We start from the raw sequence: 15,374 nt of genomic DNA, 5'->3' as shown, positions 1-15,374 counted from the left end.
TCGCAGTGGTTTATGTCTTTTCTAATTAACGGAAATTAACGTAATTGCCCTGAATCCGGCAGTCGACTTAGGCTCGGCTATTTAAACCGTTAATTTACGTGAATTTACGTTAATGGGACAGTCGCCCAATTGGCGAATTAAAATTGGAATTATAAAAATGCCTCTAAGTTTTAAAGCGTATAACTCGCAGTGGTTTGTGTCTTTTCTAATTAACGGAAATTAACGTAATTGCCCTGAATCCGGCGGTCGACTTAGGCACGGCTATTTAAACCGTTAATTACGTGAATTTGCGATAATGGGACAGTCGCCACATTGGCGAATTGAAATTGGAATTATATAAACACCTCTAAGTTTTAAAGTGGATACTCGCAGTGGTTTATGTCTTTTTCTAATTAACGAAAATTAACGTAATTAACGGTTCAACTCATCTTTTAGCTCAATCGAAGGTCGAACATCGAAGGTCGAGGAGAGTGGGCTCGAAAGTGCGTTCAATGACTTCGCCGGTGCTGCTGGGGCGGAAGCGCATGGGCAGCATGTCGTAAACGGGCGCGAGCGGGTAGGGGCTTTGTTCCGGAAGGAAAAAGCTGAGGTTGCCCCAGTGCATATCGGTATTGGCGATGAGCTCGCCTAGAACTTTTTTTTGCCAGACGTGAAACGATCTTATTAAACCTTATGCCTCTCTTAATTAGTAACTTAGTGAAAATTAAAAGCTTTAAATGAAACGATACTGAAACGATAGTTTGAGGCGGGCGAGGGCTGATAGCTCATCGATTTGCTCGAGTCGGGAGCAAGAGGCTCCCGCTACTGTTGAATGGTTAGGCGGCTCTGTCGTTGCAGATTCCTGTGTGTAAGTCTGCGAGTCGTGTGTTTCGTTTTACGGAAAATGACTTGTTTATACAGTTGAAGCCAAGCAGTGAGGCGTATTTAGCCGTTTGTGGCAGTTATTAAGTAATACTTAACAACTGCGGCTTTCTCCAGTTCTTTGAACCGGGGAGATGCTGTGATCACCAAATTAAGCATCTTATGAGTTATACTTATTTCTTAATTGTTGGGCCTGTTCTCTTTAAATTTAGGCCGCTAGTAACGAGTGGCAGCCCTCAATGGGGGGATCCTCGGGTTCTGGGACCTGAAATTTTCATAAGCTTTCTAGGTGTTTCGCCTCGGGGCCTTTTGTTTGGATCGAAGGTCAAAGTGGGATGAGGAACATCCGCGACAATCCGAGTAAAAAAAAACGCGCCCTTGATGTGCATTCCCCTGACGGACAAGTGGCACGGCGCGTGTGTTGACGTCGACTCTGAGCGGTGCGCTGGAAACTACAAGCATTGTTGTACTGTGTTGTCTGAGACTACTGTTATCATCGTGTGTCGTTAGCCCTTGGGGTTGATGTATTGAAACAATTGATCGAGCGCTTGGATGCTGCTGCGCCGTTGTTCCAACAGATCGAGGGGGAAGTATTGCTGGAAGGTGACGCTAGTGGTGAGCTTATTCTCGCCTACAATACGCTGCATGGTACGTTTACATTGGGCGGTCTCTTCTGGCACGTGTTTTTCTAGGATTTTAAGCAATAGTGCTTCGATGCAAGGGACGGATTGAATTTCAATTATACCAAAGCGTTTGGCCTTATTGATGTGACCTTTGACGGTCGGCATACGGTCGGTGTCATACAGGCAGAGACAAGCATCATAAGGCGGGCATAGCTGGATTGCTTTTTTTAAGACGGAGTCTCCGCCGCCTCCGTGAGCGTTTTCAATTGTTACGCGGGTGCCGCAGTTTCGTCCACAGAGTCCCTTCAGATATTGGATAAAAGCATACTCGGTATCGCCCTCAACAACGATCAATGTGGTGTGCCGAGTGTGGCGGGGCTTCTGCTTCCAAGGGTTGCTGCGTGCCATCGTTCCTGATCTTAGAGGTTAGGAATGCCACCATACGCACCCGCGTGGTATTTAGCATAGTGATTGTTGGTATTACGGGCGGCTCCTTTTACCTTGTCTAGACGCCAAGCTTCGGTGGATTGAGTCGCGGGGTTCTTCTCGGTAAAGACGATCTGGTATTTCTCCAAGGTGGACTGTAGTAGGTAATCCGTGTGGAAGTTGGCAATCAGCTGCGCAGCCTTGGGATTGGTCGTCTTGGAGTAAAAGAGTTCGACGACGTATTTGACCACGTGTGAGTGCAGGCCCGTTTCAAACTCGTCGATCACGGCGACCCCGCCTGTTTCGAGCACGGGGAGAATATAGCGCAGGAGGACGAAGAGCGCTTGAGTGCCGCGGGATTCAGCCAAGAGGGGACGTTTATAATCAACGCCTGCTACAGTGTGCCGAGCCATTGGGAACAATACTTCCTGTTCCTTGCCTTGTGGGTCCATCCGCTTGATCGGGTCGAGGTCGATGCTAGAGATCCCTGTGTCTGCATGCGCGATATGCTTAATTGCATCGGCTAGGTAATCTTGATGTTCCGAAAAATAATCTGATGCGTCCAAGACATTCATGAATTCAGGATCATGGGTCGTCATCCGTCCGAGAATGTGAACATTGACGTAGCAGGTCTTGAAATATCCAGAGATATATTTGGCAAAGGCATGCTCTTGGAGGACGGCCGATGCGATAAAGGATGCATTTTCCCGCTGAGCGATTTGTTTGGTGGGGCCGATGTCCTGAGCTTTCAGATCGTAATCACATTCAACCATATTCCATGACCGCTCGAAGAGATAGCGGAAGCGTTGATCCTTGCGGTAAAGAGCTTCAAATTGAACACGTTGATGGTCAAACTCGACTTCATAGCGGTAAAGCTTCGTTTCATACTCAAATTCAAGCCGGAAGAGAATTGGCTCGTGACGCTCTGCAGCACCCTCGACAAAGTGGAAGGCTTCAACTGCTATTTTCGCATCGGGCTTCTCCGACGCGGAGTCTACTATGAAATAGCGCAGAAAGGCGATGGCTTTGAGCAGGTTGGTTTTGCCGGAGGCATTGGGGCCAAAGATCCCAGTAACTGAATTGACCGATACACCCGGTTGAGTGGATTCCAAAAAGATATCGCGATCACCTGCTTTTATACCCGCAGTGAACTCCACTAGGGTCGGCTCGTGGAAAGAAGAGAAGTTCTGTATGGCCAGTGAATGGATCATAAGTCGCATGATCGACATATTTTTGACGATTTCAAGTTTTAAGTGGTTTTTTTTAGGGGCAAGAACTTAATTTTAACAAGCGTTTTAGTCTACGTGAGATGCACAGATATGAATAGTATACCAGTCGTTTGAGTCATATCGTTTTTGAAACCCTGGATGGCTCCGCCTTCGCTTTGATTGGCTTGATCGCGATCTTCATTTATTGCCCGCAAGTTCCCTGTTTTTCTTGGTTATCGCTCGCGCGTGGGAGCTTAAGTGTAAATTATCACTTATATAGGTGATAGACGGTCTTGATGGGATTTAGTATGTTAGAGCTCTGCTATATCCTATGAAAATATCCCTGCTTTTTCTTGTTCTACTTTCGAGTAGTTTTTTGCTCACGACTCAAGCGATCGAAAATCGCCCGAATGTCGTGGTCTTCTTGGCCGATGATATGGGCTGGGGGGACACTTCTATCAATGGCAACGAGCTGATTCAGACGCCCAATATGGAAAAGCTGGCGGCGCAGGGCGTCAAGTTTACCCAGGCCTATTCGGCGGCCGGGGTGTGCTCGCCTTCGCGGTCGGCGATTTTGACCGGGCGCACACCGTATCGCAATGGGGTCTGGCGTCATGTGTCGGGCAATGGGCCGACACAGTTGCGCGAAAGCGAGATCACCTATCCGGAACTGCTGCAAGCGGCGGGTTATGAGACCTGTCACGTAGGCAAGTGGCACCTGAACTCGCGTCAGATGTTTAACAATCCTGACTACCCGCAGCCGAATGACCACGGCTATGACTATTGGATGTCCACGCACAACAACGCCGCCCCGAGCCACAAAAATCCGGTGAATTTCGTGCGCAATGGAGAGGAGATCGGCCAGGTCGAAGGTTTTTCCGCGCCTTTCGTCGCAGCGGAAGCAGCGCATTGGTTGGCCGAGCTGCGAGACCCCAGCAACCCTTTTGCGCTTTCAGTGTGGGTGCATGAGCCGCACCATCCGATCGGGACGGACGACCGTTTTGAGTCGCTCTACGAGGGGCATCGGAACAGCGAATACATGGGCAATATTACCCAGCTCGATTATGCCTTGGGCATGGTGATGGATGCGCTGGAAGCGCAGGGCGTGGCTGAGAACACCTTGTTGATTTTTTCCTCTGACAACGGTCCTGAGGGCAAGGGAGGCATTAAGGGGGGCTCAACCGGTGACTTGCGTGGGCGCAAGCGCAACAACTATGAGGGCGGCATCCGCGTGCCCGGTGTGGCACGCTGGCCGGGACATATCGAAGCGGGCAGCGTGAGTGATACGCCGGTGATCGGTTCGGACATTTTTGCGACGGTCTTGGATATTTGCGGGATTCCGTTGCCGGAGGATCGCGTGATCGATGGCGTCAGCATGGTGCCGGCCTTTGCGGGGAAGCCCGTCGAGCGGGAAGTGCCGCTGTTCTGGCGCACACACGTCTCCGCTCCGGAAGATCGCGTGGCTATGCGTATCGGTGATTGGAAGTTGATCGGGGATGAGACTCTGGCCAAGTTCCAGCTTTATAACATCCTCGCGGACCGTCAGGAGGCGAATGACCTCGCAGCCAAGATGCCGGAGAAGACTGAGGAGATGAAGCAGGCATTGCTCCAGCTCTGGGCTGGAATCGAAGCCGAAGGCCCCCGTGAGTGGTGGGAGAGTGAAAAACAGCGTCCGAAGGACGGGGGCAAACTGAGCTATTAAAGCAGTAGAAAATATAGAAATAGGATGAATATCAGAAAACTAACGACCACTCTTTGGGCCGTATCCGCGTTGGCGGTCCTGCCTATGACCGATGCAGCATCGGCTGCGACATCACAACCGGATCGAATCGAAGACCGCTCGGCGAAGCCGCTGCGGCTTTGGTATGATGCGCCCGCACCGGACAGCGATCTCGGTTGGGCCAACGCTTCGATCCCGATGGGGAATGGCTACATGGGGATTAACCTCTTCGGCGGTATCGAGCAGGAGCGTATCCAGATCACGGAAAACAGCCTTTACGACGGCGGAGGCCCGGGGGGCTTTCGGCGCAGAGGCCTGAACAATTTTGCCGAAGTTTACATTGATTTCGATCACAAGGAGGCCCGCCACTATCAGCGGGAGCTGGACCTGAACGAGGGGCTGGCCCGCGTTAGCTATGCGCAGGACGGTGTCGAGTATACCCGCGAGTATTTTACTAGCTATCCGGACAAAGTGATGGCGATCCGTCTGCGCGCATCGAAGGCAGGCAGCTTGTCCTTCACCTTACGTCCGACCATTCCTTTTCTCGGAGAGGCCAAGAGCGGGACAGTTCAGGCCAAGGGCGATACGATCATGCTCTCCGGTGTGATGACGCACTACCAGATACAGTTTGAAGGTCAGTTCAAAGTGATTCCCGAAGGCGGCCGCATGCAAGCCGGCGAGGGCACATTGCAGGTCACGGATGCCGACAGTGCGGTCATTTTGATCGCGGTGGGCACCAATTATGAGTTGGACCCCGAGGTATTTCTCACTGCGGAGCCTGCCAAGAAACTCGAAGGCTTTCCCAGCCCGCATGCCAAGGTGACGGGCTACATGGCCGCCGCCTCTGCGAAGTCTTACGACGAGCTATTGGCTAAGCATCAGGCAGATTATAAAGCGCTTTTTAATCGTGCCGATCTCGACTTCGGTGCAGCGGTGCCATCGATCACGACCGACAAATTGGTCGATGCGTATCCAGACGGTCGCTACAGTCTTTATCTGGAGGAGTTGGCCTTTCAGTTTGGGCGTTACATGCTGATCTGCTCTTCAAGACCCGGCACGCTGCCACCCAACCTGCAAGGGATTTGGAACGTTTACGAGAAGCCACCCTGGGCTTCCCAATACCTGCATGATACCAATGTGCAGATGGCGTACGCGCCGGTGTTTACGGCTAACTTGCCTGAGCTCTTTGAGTCTTACGCCGACTTTTTCAAGGCCTTCCAGCCGCAGCAGGAAGCCTATGCCTCACAGTATATCAAGAAATACAATCCATCGCAGCTGGATCCGGATGGCGACAACGGTTGGTCCGGCCCGTTCTGGGCGAACCCTTACAACGTCCCGGGCAAATCATCGATCGCTGGATTCGGCACGGGATCATGGATCGCTCAAATGTTCTGGGATTATTATGACTTCACACGCGACGAATCCCTGCTGGCGGAAACCGTCTATCCGGTGATGTATGAGCAGGCCAATTTTGTTTCCCGCTTTGTTCAGGAAATCGACGGAGCTTTGCTGGCAAAACCGTCCTCCTCGCCGGAGCAAAAGATCCGGGATACCATCGGCACGACCTTCGATCAGCAGATGTTCTACGAGAATCATCACAACACCTTGAAAGCGGCGGAGGTCTTGGGACGCTCGGATAGTCGACTGGAACTGTATGCGCAGCAGCTGCCGCAGTTGGATCCGATTCAGGTCGGAAAATCGGGGCAAATCAAAGAGTTCCGTCAGGAGGAGTTCTACTGTGACTTTAAGGGGAACAATGGCAAAGCAAGCATCGATCCTCATCACCGTCACACCTCCATGCTTTTGGGCTCCTATCCGGGGCAATTAATCAATGACACCACGCCCGCCTGGCAGGATGCGGTTGAAAAGACACTCACCTTGCGCACCCGCAAATCCCATATCGGATGGGCCCGTGCTGAGCGGATCGCTTTCTGGGCCCGCGTGCACGATGGCGATGAAGCCTATCTTTTCTATCGTGATTTGTTGGCCGGCAACTTTTTGCATAACCTATTTAATGACCACCGCGGCGGGCCGCTCTTTCAGGCCGATGGCAACTACGGAGCCACGGCCGGGGTGACGGAGCTGCTCTTGCAAAGTCAGGATTACGTGGTTTCGCCTTTGCCTGCTCTGCCTAAAGTCTGGCCAAACGGCAGCTTCAGTGGACTGCTGGCTCGCGGTAATTTTGAAGTCTCTGCGCAGTGGACGAATAGCCAGGCCACTCAGATCGAAGTGCTTTCCAAGTCTGGCGGCACGCTGGATCTAAGATATCCTAATGTCGCCCGTGCGGTGATTCAAACCGCGGCGGGCCAGCCTGTGGACTTTGTCACAAGCGGTCGCGACCAAATCCGGATCGAGACCCGCAAGGGCACGCGCTATGTGCTGACCGAGATCCCGGAATACCTGCCAGTGGCGGCGCCTGCCGACTTGAACCTGGCCCGGAACTCAGTGGATCAGGTCGAGCTCAGCTGGTCCGCCAGCCCGGATGCCGCTTCGTATCAGCTCTATCGTGCGGTCGGCAACGCGCCGGACTATGAGTTGGTCGCCTCGGAGCTTAAGGGCACGGATTTCGTCTATCGGGCTTCAGACTTAAAAGAAATCGAGCAGATGACCTTTAAAGTCACAGCCGTGCGCGCAGACGGACGTGAAAGCCGAAAGGGCGCGACGGCAGTTTGTCTCTTGCCCTGATTTCAAGGCCGATCGAAACGATGCGATTGAAACAACAGATGATCTGGACGGTTCACCTGGCGATTGTCTTTGCGACATCGCTCGTGGCTACGGCGGCAGAGCGTCGTTCCAACCCCTTTGTCAGTCATATGTTTACGGCCGATCCATCGGCCCATGTCTGGGAGGACGGTCGTCTCTATGTGTATCCGTCTTCGGATACATCACCGCCGACCAGCTACAGTAGCATGGACGGCTATCACGTGTTCTCGACGGACGACCTGATTAGCTGGGTGGATCACGGAGAGATCCTACACTCACGCGATGTGGAATGGGGCACCCCGCAGGGCGGAAACATGTGGGCGCCTGACTGTGCCTACAAGAACGGTCGCTACTATTTCTATTTCCCGCATCGTAACAAAGCAATGGAGTGGGAGATCGGTGTGGCCACCAGCGAGCAGCCCGCGTCCGGTTTCGAAGTGCAGGGCAGAGTGCGTGGGGGCAGCGGTTTTTGCGATCCCTGTGTTTTCATCGACGATGATGGGCAAGCCTATCTGTATGCGGTGATCGATGCCAAATGCTATGCCGCTAAGCTCAAAGACAACATGATGGAGCTCGATGGGGAGATGGTGCATCAGGTCGGCGTGGATGAACACCGCGAGGGGCCTTTTGTTTTCAAGCGTGACGGTATCTACTACATGATCTATCCGGACCATCATCCGAAGTTCAATCGGATGCAGTATTCCATGAGTGACAGCCCCCTTGGGCCATGGGAGCCCAAAGGTGTATTTGTCGATCATACCGATGTGATCACGATGCACGGCTCTGTGGTGGAATACCAAGGGCAGTGGTATCTCTTCTATCATAACGGTGCGCTTTCCGGGGGCTTGGCGCACAATCGATCCATTTGTTTCGATCCGGTTCGTTTCAATGAGGACGGCAGTCTGCAAAGGGTGCGTCAGTCCATTGGCGTCGCCTTGCCGACTTTCCATGCGGACATCAACTTTAACCGTATGTTGGGGGCACTGGACGTCGGCGCTTACACCTCCGCCGATCTGGAACAACACGGTATCCGCGAGAATGCGATCGCATCGCTTGAGCTGGCGCCCGGCTACGTGGTGGAAGCCTTCGAAGCCGATCATTTCCAGGGGCAGTCCTGGCGTTTTGAACACAGCGTAATTGATTTGGGGACCCTCGCTGGCGACAAACGGTTTTCTTCGATCAAGGTGTCTCGAACGACTGATGACAACCTGGTCAAGAACGGTTCATTTGAAGAAGGCGTGGAGGCCAGCATTCGCTATTGGGCAGCCGTCAAACGTCGGACTCCGACCCATGGGCTGCATCGTATTCTGGAGGATCCAGCCGACCAGTATTACGCTCTGGGCTACGAAGGGGAACAGGCGGCGATGGCGATTCAGCAGACCGTCGCGGTCAAGCCTCAGCAAAGCTATACCTTTAGCGCCAAGCTGAAGATCGATCCCGGAGCCACTGGTCAGGTGTTTGTTAGTGCCGGAGAAAAAACCTTCACACTCGATGCCGGGACGCAGGCAGGGGAGTGGGTGTCATTCACTGACTCATTGAGCGCTGGAAAAAAGAAGAGCCTTTCCATCCGCTGTGGCACCTCGGCTAAGTTTAAAGGCCGTTGCTACTGGGATGGCATCGAACTGTCTGAATATGAACCCCACCCCGAATCGACTGATGCAGCCCAAACAATTACTTCGTTATAGTCGCCTACTTGCGCTTGCCTTGCTGGCGACTTGCTTGCGTGCCGAACCCATTCTCTTGTCCGGTGACTCGACGGGGATGCTTACGGAAACACTCGAGGACGCACAGCCCGATGATGCCGGCTTTGTATTGAGTCGGGAAGTGGTGCTGCCCCCGTTTGAGCAGGGCGCTCATTATCGTCCCTTTACCCGACGCGGTGGCCCGGGCGGAAGCATCGCGCGCGGCAATCGCGTGGAAGCGGTGGCCTTTGACTCGATGGCGAGCCTGCAAAATTACCAGCCCTCCAAGACCCGCAAGGCGCACAATCACCTGCAGGAAGGGCAGTTCATACTTTTGCAGCTTTCCGAGCAGCGCTATCTGGTTCTGTTGCCGATGAGTTCCGTGAAAAGCTACGGACAGTTCTTTGTCGAAGACGAGAAACTGTTGTTGAAGTCCGGTAACTTTGGCAGCCGGGCGATCGATGGTGAGATCCCGTTGCTCTGCTGGGCCTATGGCAGTTCACCCTATGCGGCTACCAAAGTGCTTTGGGAGCAGGTCTTTGCATCCGGCTATGTCGCAGCTCAACCACGTGAGACGAAAGCGTATCCGGAAGAGCCTTACGGCTATCTCGGCTGGTGTTCCTGGGAACATTACAAGACAAAGATTTCGGAGGCAATCATCACGGATGCCTTTCACACGATTGAAGAAAGCGGCGCGCCGATTCGCTGGGTGATGGTGGACGACGGGTATTTGGATGAGCAGAAGCGAATGCTGAAAAGCTTCGGCGTCGATCCCAAGAAGTTCCCGAATGGCTGGGGACCGATTGCTGCCTTGAAGGATGCGAACAAAATCAAGTGGATGGGGATCTGGCGGAACTTCGGTGGCTATATGAACGGCGTCGCGGCCAATCATACGATGGCCGATTTGAAGCCATACCTCACGAAAATGAAGAACCCGCGCATGGTATTGCCCGACAATACCGCCGAGGCTTCGCAAGCGTTTTATGATAAGATGGTGGGCGACACTAAGGACAATGGCTTCGATTTCATTAAGGTCGATTTTCACTTCCGCACCTTTGAGCACTACATTGGAACGAAAGATCCGGTGCAAGCGATGCGCCAAAACAACGAAGCCCTGGAAAACGCCACGCATGCCATGGGCATTCCGCTGCTAAATTGTATCGCGCAGCCCAACATTAATTCGCTGCAGACCAAATACAGCGCGCTGACACGCTCCAGCCCGGACTACAACCAGAAGGATAAGGACAAGAACAAGAGCAACACTTACCAGAGCTTTGCCAATCATCTGTGGATGTCGCAGACCGTATGGGGCGATCTCGATATGTTCCATACCCATGACGAGCGCGATGTGAAGCCGATGGCGATCGCCCGCGCCATCTCCGGCGGACCGGTTTACATCTCCGACGAGCCTTCTAAAATTCAGCCAGAGGTCTTGATCCCCTTTGCCTACGAAGACGGGAAGCTGCTGCGCACCGCTGCGCCGGCGACACTGCTGCCGGAAAGCTTTTTCATCCATCCCTTCCGCGACGACAATGTCTTCCGTGTGGTGGCTCCGATGGAAAACGGTGTCGCCGCGATCGCCTTGTTCAACTTCACCGAGAGCGGCCAGACCCTGAGCAGCGGTTTCACTGCCAAAGACTACAGCCATGCGGGCGAACTGCTTGCCAACGCTTCACCATGGGCCGTTCCGGCGGAAGGCTTGCTGGTCTATGACCGTGAAACGCAGACCGTGTCCGATCTGGGCGATGCTTATTCGACGGAGGTTCCGAACTTCGATGCCAAATTGTTTCTGCTCTATCCAAAGACCCGGGGCTGGGCGGTGATCGGCCGCGCCGACAAGTATTTGCCTGCGGCTGCGGTGGATGTGCAGTCTGTATCGGATACAGAGATTCGCTTCACGCTTCAGGAGTCCGGCCCGCTTTTGATTTGGAGCGAGCAGGGCGCACCCACACTGGCAGGCGCCTCCTTTGAGCCACTCGGGAACGGCCTCTACCTCGCGAAGCTTCCCGTCGCCAGCGGCGCGCGTGCGATCACCGTGCGTCGATGAATGCGCCCCTCGTGGCTGTGTCATTAATCCAATTTTAAAAGAATAAAAATATGAGTATCAAAAACTGGATCGTCGCACTATCGGGTGCACTTTTATCGTCCTTCACACTTCTGGCTGATGTGGTGGAGATTCATGCGACGGATAGCGAAGCCGTCATTGAGAATGAGCAGGTGGAAGTTCGCATTTCACTAGCAGCGGGGACTTACTCGGCCATTCGAAAAAGTGATCATTCGGAAGCTTTGTCGCAGGCATCCTGGTCGGTTGAAGATTGGCATTCCACGGATGGATACACCTTTGAATGGGAGGCAGCGCCCCTCGCGGACTCGGTTGGCCAGGGGAAGCAAATTATCCTGACTGGCAGCAAAGCGGACGCGCCCTCGTTGATTCTCAGCCTCGGTCTCTATGAGGCAGAGGGCTTCATCGCGCTTTACAGTGGCGTGGTAAACACTTCATCGCAGCCCTTGCAGATCAAATCGTTTTCACCGCTGACCGGCACGGCCTACTCGGGCGAGGCATTCGAAGATTTCATTCTGCTGGATGGAGAAAGTGGCGAGTATCTCACACGGGTGCGGACTGGAGACGACGCCACGGAACTTTCGTGCTTTAATAATATCCTGGCATCGTTTGGGGCAAAGGGTGCGGCCAAAAACAATCTCTTGATCGGTGGTTTGTCTTATCTCGATTTCATGAAATCTGCTCAGGTGAAGCGGATGGAGCAGGCGCTTGCAATCAAGCTCTGGGGGCATGATCCGGTGGGCAAACGTGTGGATCCGAACAGCACCCGCATTCTGGATCAGGACCGATTCTACATTGATTTCAGCAACGTATCACGTTTCGGCATCTTGGAGAACTATGGCTTGGCCCTGAAAGCGGCCAACCATGTCAAACTCGACACCTTAACCGCCCCGGGCCTGAACTTCTGGTATTGTATGTTCCATATCTGGGGGAACGATGAGTTTAGAAACACCTCGGTCGGCACGCTGGAGGCACTTCAGAAGGCGAAGGAAACCGGTTTTTTGAACTACTCACCACTCGCCCTCAGACTGGAGCCGGACGATTATGCCGTTCCCAACAATCAGCAGGGCTGGTGGGATGACGAACACTGGCGGATGTATGAAAGCGGCAAGCTGGAAAAGCCGTATGACACGATTGAGAAGTGGGGCAATGAAGTGCAGAAGCAGGGGGGCATTCCGCTCATTTACAGCCAGACGGCACGCCGCTCGCTCGATTATGCCGAAGCCTTTCCAGAGCATATGCTCTTTAATGAAGTCAGTCGGAGACGCTCCAAGGGGAAGATTGATTATCACAAAGGCGACCTCTTTTGGTCGTATGATTTTACCGATCCCGGTTTCATCGAGCACATGGAGGAGGTCTATAGTAACCTGAAGAAAGGTGGGGTCCGCGGGATCAAATTTGACTATCCCGACACCGGTTGGGCCTACGATGGAGGGATGGAAGATCCCTACGCGACCACCACTCGGGCCTACCGCAAGATTTACGAGCTCGCCTATGAAGGTTTGGGCTGGAACTCTGACATCCATGAACGTCTGCCGCTGCACGGGGACATTTGTCTGGGAGCGATCACCACGCATCGAACCGAATTTGACACCGATCGATACTACCCGGTCATGGCCAGAAAGTGCGGTCTGCGTTGGTATAAAAACCGGGTCGCCGTCAAATACGTGAACGATGTGATCAATCCATTCCACGCCTTCCCGTTCAATAGTGATGGATGGCGGACCATGTATACCATGACTTACCTCACCAATGGGCGTATTGAAATCGGTAAATATATTGAAAACATGACCGATGAGATGCGGCACGACCTGACCCGCATCATTCCACTCTATACCGAGGAAAAAAGCGCAAAACCAATCGATGCATTCAGTGGAAAAGCGTATCCGCAAATCTTTGATTTTGAAGTCTCACCGGCCTGGCACCTGGTCGCATTTTACAATACCCAGATTGAAAGAAACAAAAAGAAGATACAGGCACAGTGGGACACGATCCCGCGAGAGCCGGTGACAATTGAGCCCGAAACTCAGGGTAAAAAGAAGAAGAAACGACCACTCCCCACCACCGCATGGCCCGTCACCGGTAGAGGCCTGCGCGAAGCCGCACAAACGCTACCGATTGCATCGACTATTTCCGTTTCACTCTCAGACTCAAATGACGACGGCGGGCTCGGGCTGGATCCGGATCGCGAGTATTATGTTTATGACTTCTGGAACGATGCCTTCGTTGGCAAACTCTCTGGCAAGACCGAGCTGGAGCAGACACTGCGACCCGGTGAAACACGCATGATGTCCGTCCACGCGGTGCAGCCCAATCCCCAGTTTATTTCGACCGACCGACATGTGATGCAAGGCTATGTGGATTTTGAAAAACTACCGGAGTGGAAGGCTGAACGCCAAACGCTCACTGCGCGCTCAAAATTGATCCTAGACGAGGTCTATACCGTGACACTTGCGCTGAACGGATACGAGGTCGACAGCGTATCGGCTTCCGGAGCCACCGCTGAGTTTCAGCTCGTGGATGCAGCGCAGGGGATCGGGAAGTTGACACTGCTGGCCCTCCAAAATGGAGTTGTTGAATGGACCGTAAACTTCAAAGATAAGAAATAATGAAACTCAAACAAATCATTTCCACCTTCATCGGTGCCGGCTGCGTGTTGAGCCAATCCTTGGCTTCGCAGCCTGAGGCCGCGCCGAAGCCAAGCATCATCTTCATCATCGCTGACGACTTGGGCTATGGCGATTTGTCCTGTTATGGGCAGGAACACTTCACCACGCCAAATATTGATCGATTGGCGGAGTCCGGGCTGCAATTCACACGACATTACTCCGGCGCCACAGTCTGTTCACCCTCGCGTTGCTCCTTGATGACTGGAAAGGATGGGGGCCATGCAACGGTGCGGGGCAATGGACCGCATACGATTCGTGATGAGGAAGTGACGGTCGCCGAAGTGGCCAAGGCCGCAGGCTATCACACCGCCATGATCGGCAAGTCCTGCGTGACGGGAAATACGCAAACGCCCGAAGTCGTGCTGCAGAGTGGCTTCGATTATTTCTATGGCACCACGGATCACCGTGATGGACATTACCGTTATCCTAAATTTGTGTATCGCAACACCGAGCGGATTGATTTTCCGGAGAATCAGTTGCATAGCGGCACCCATTACGACGGCCATCTGTATACGGAGGAGGCGCTTGGCTATCTCGCAGATCAATCGGGCGATACACCGTTTTTTATGATACTTTCCTATCCAATACCGCATGCTTCGATTATCGCACCCGAAGCCGAGCGCGCGGCTGCGCGGCCCTTTGTTAAAGAGGAAGTGGTTTTTAAGAATTCCAAGCACTACAGCAATACGCCGGAGGTGCTGGCCAATTACATCGCGATGATCACGATTATGGATACTGCGGTCGGTTCGATTGTGGCGCAGCTTGAGGAACAGCAGCTGCTGGACAATACGCTCATCGTCTTCACCAGTGACAATGGTCCCGCCTTCGAGGGAGGCAAGTTGCCCAAGATGCTAAATTCTGCAGGGCCACTGCGCGGCGGCAAACGCGATCTGTATGAGGGCGGCATCCGTGTGCCCTTTGTGGCTTCCTGGCCGGCTGTGATGGAGGGCGGACAGCAAAGCGATCACGCATCGGCGTTCTGGGATTTCTTACCCACAGTCTGTGAGCTCACTGGCCAAGCGGCACCCGAGGACATTCAAGGAGTGTCCTATGCCGCCACACTGCTTGGAAAAGAGCAGCCGAAGCATGATTACCTCTACTGGGAGTTTCATGAGAAGGGCGGTCGTCGTGCACTCCAGCAGGGCGATTGGAAACTCGTCCAATACAATCTGAATACACCGAAGACGCTCAAAACTGAACTCTACAACCTCGCCGAGGATATGGCTGAGCGCAAAGATTTGTCCAAATCGCATCCTGAGAAGCTGTCTGAAATGCTGAAGTTGATCGAAGATGCCCGAGTGCCCAGTGCGCAGTTCCGTAGTAAAGGACTGGATAGATAAGTATGCCCTGCTCAAAGAGTGGCGTGCGCAAACCGGTGCCCCCGGGCCGACTGAAAAGAATCCCAAATACGCAACAAAAT

At 53.3% G+C, this 15,374-nt stretch carries 9 protein-coding genes; 6 read left to right on the top strand and 3 right to left on the bottom strand.

Annotated features, from left to right (window positions below; all coding sequences use genetic code 11):
* Window positions 1-436: 436 nt before the first annotated feature.
* The 3 genes from QEH52_RS12180 to QEH52_RS12170 all read right to left on the bottom strand — a co-directional run bounded on the left by QEH52_RS12180 (window position 437) and on the right by QEH52_RS12170 (window position 3,121).
* The gene (locus tag QEH52_RS12180; RefSeq protein ID WP_308950786.1) at window positions 437-664 is read right to left on the bottom strand and encodes a HipA domain-containing protein; all 228 of its coding nucleotides are present in this window, start codon (window positions 662-664) and stop codon (window positions 437-439) included.
* Between the two features lie 703 nt (window positions 665-1,367).
* On the bottom strand, window positions 1,368-1,892 hold the full coding sequence (locus tag QEH52_RS12175) for an RloB domain-containing protein (RefSeq protein WP_308950783.1): 525 nt from the start codon (window positions 1,890-1,892) through the stop codon (window positions 1,368-1,370).
* 11 nt (window positions 1,893-1,903) lie between these two features.
* The gene (locus tag QEH52_RS12170) at window positions 1,904-3,121 is read right to left on the bottom strand and encodes an AAA family ATPase (protein ID WP_308950781.1); all 1,218 of its coding nucleotides are present in this window, start codon (window positions 3,119-3,121) and stop codon (window positions 1,904-1,906) included.
* Between the two features lie 328 nt (window positions 3,122-3,449).
* On the opposite strand from QEH52_RS12170, the gene QEH52_RS12165 reads away from it, so the two are divergent.
* From QEH52_RS12165 to QEH52_RS12140, 6 genes are read left to right on the top strand one after another with little or no spacing between them, the layout of a single operon-like run.
* The gene (locus QEH52_RS12165) at window positions 3,450-4,820 is read left to right on the top strand and encodes a sulfatase-like hydrolase/transferase (RefSeq protein WP_308950779.1); all 1,371 of its coding nucleotides are present in this window, start codon (window positions 3,450-3,452) and stop codon (window positions 4,818-4,820) included.
* Between the two features lie 24 nt (window positions 4,821-4,844).
* The gene (locus QEH52_RS12160) at window positions 4,845-7,523 is read left to right on the top strand and encodes a glycoside hydrolase family 95 protein (protein WP_308950777.1); all 2,679 of its coding nucleotides are present in this window, start codon (window positions 4,845-4,847) and stop codon (window positions 7,521-7,523) included.
* A gap of 20 nt (window positions 7,524-7,543) precedes the next feature.
* Window positions 7,544-9,226: a family 43 glycosylhydrolase gene (locus QEH52_RS12155; protein WP_308950775.1), complete on the top strand. Its 1,683-nt coding sequence runs from the start codon at window positions 7,544-7,546 to the stop codon at window positions 9,224-9,226.
* Complete coding sequence (locus tag QEH52_RS12150) at window positions 9,174-11,270, top strand: Sip1-related alpha-galactosidase (RefSeq protein ID WP_308950774.1); 2,097 nt, start codon at window positions 9,174-9,176, stop codon at window positions 11,268-11,270. The genes QEH52_RS12155 and QEH52_RS12150 overlap by 53 nt, the downstream gene beginning before the upstream one ends.
* A gap of 50 nt (window positions 11,271-11,320) precedes the next feature.
* Window positions 11,321-13,894: an alpha-amylase family protein gene (locus QEH52_RS12145; RefSeq protein WP_308950773.1), complete on the top strand. Its 2,574-nt coding sequence runs from the start codon at window positions 11,321-11,323 to the stop codon at window positions 13,892-13,894.
* On the top strand, window positions 13,894-15,294 hold the full coding sequence (locus QEH52_RS12140) for an arylsulfatase (RefSeq protein WP_308950772.1): 1,401 nt from the start codon (window positions 13,894-13,896) through the stop codon (window positions 15,292-15,294). The genes QEH52_RS12145 and QEH52_RS12140 overlap by 1 nt, the downstream gene beginning before the upstream one ends.
* Window positions 15,295-15,374 lie beyond the last annotated feature (80 nt).

Origin of the sequence: Thalassobacterium maritimum, assembly GCF_031127805.1 — a bacterium.
GTDB classification, from domain to species: Bacteria; Verrucomicrobiota; Verrucomicrobiia; order Opitutales; family Coraliomargaritaceae; genus Thalassobacterium; species Thalassobacterium maritimum.
The sequence above is the reverse complement of the archived record's forward strand: the minus strand, read 5'-3'. Positions and strand labels throughout refer to the sequence as shown.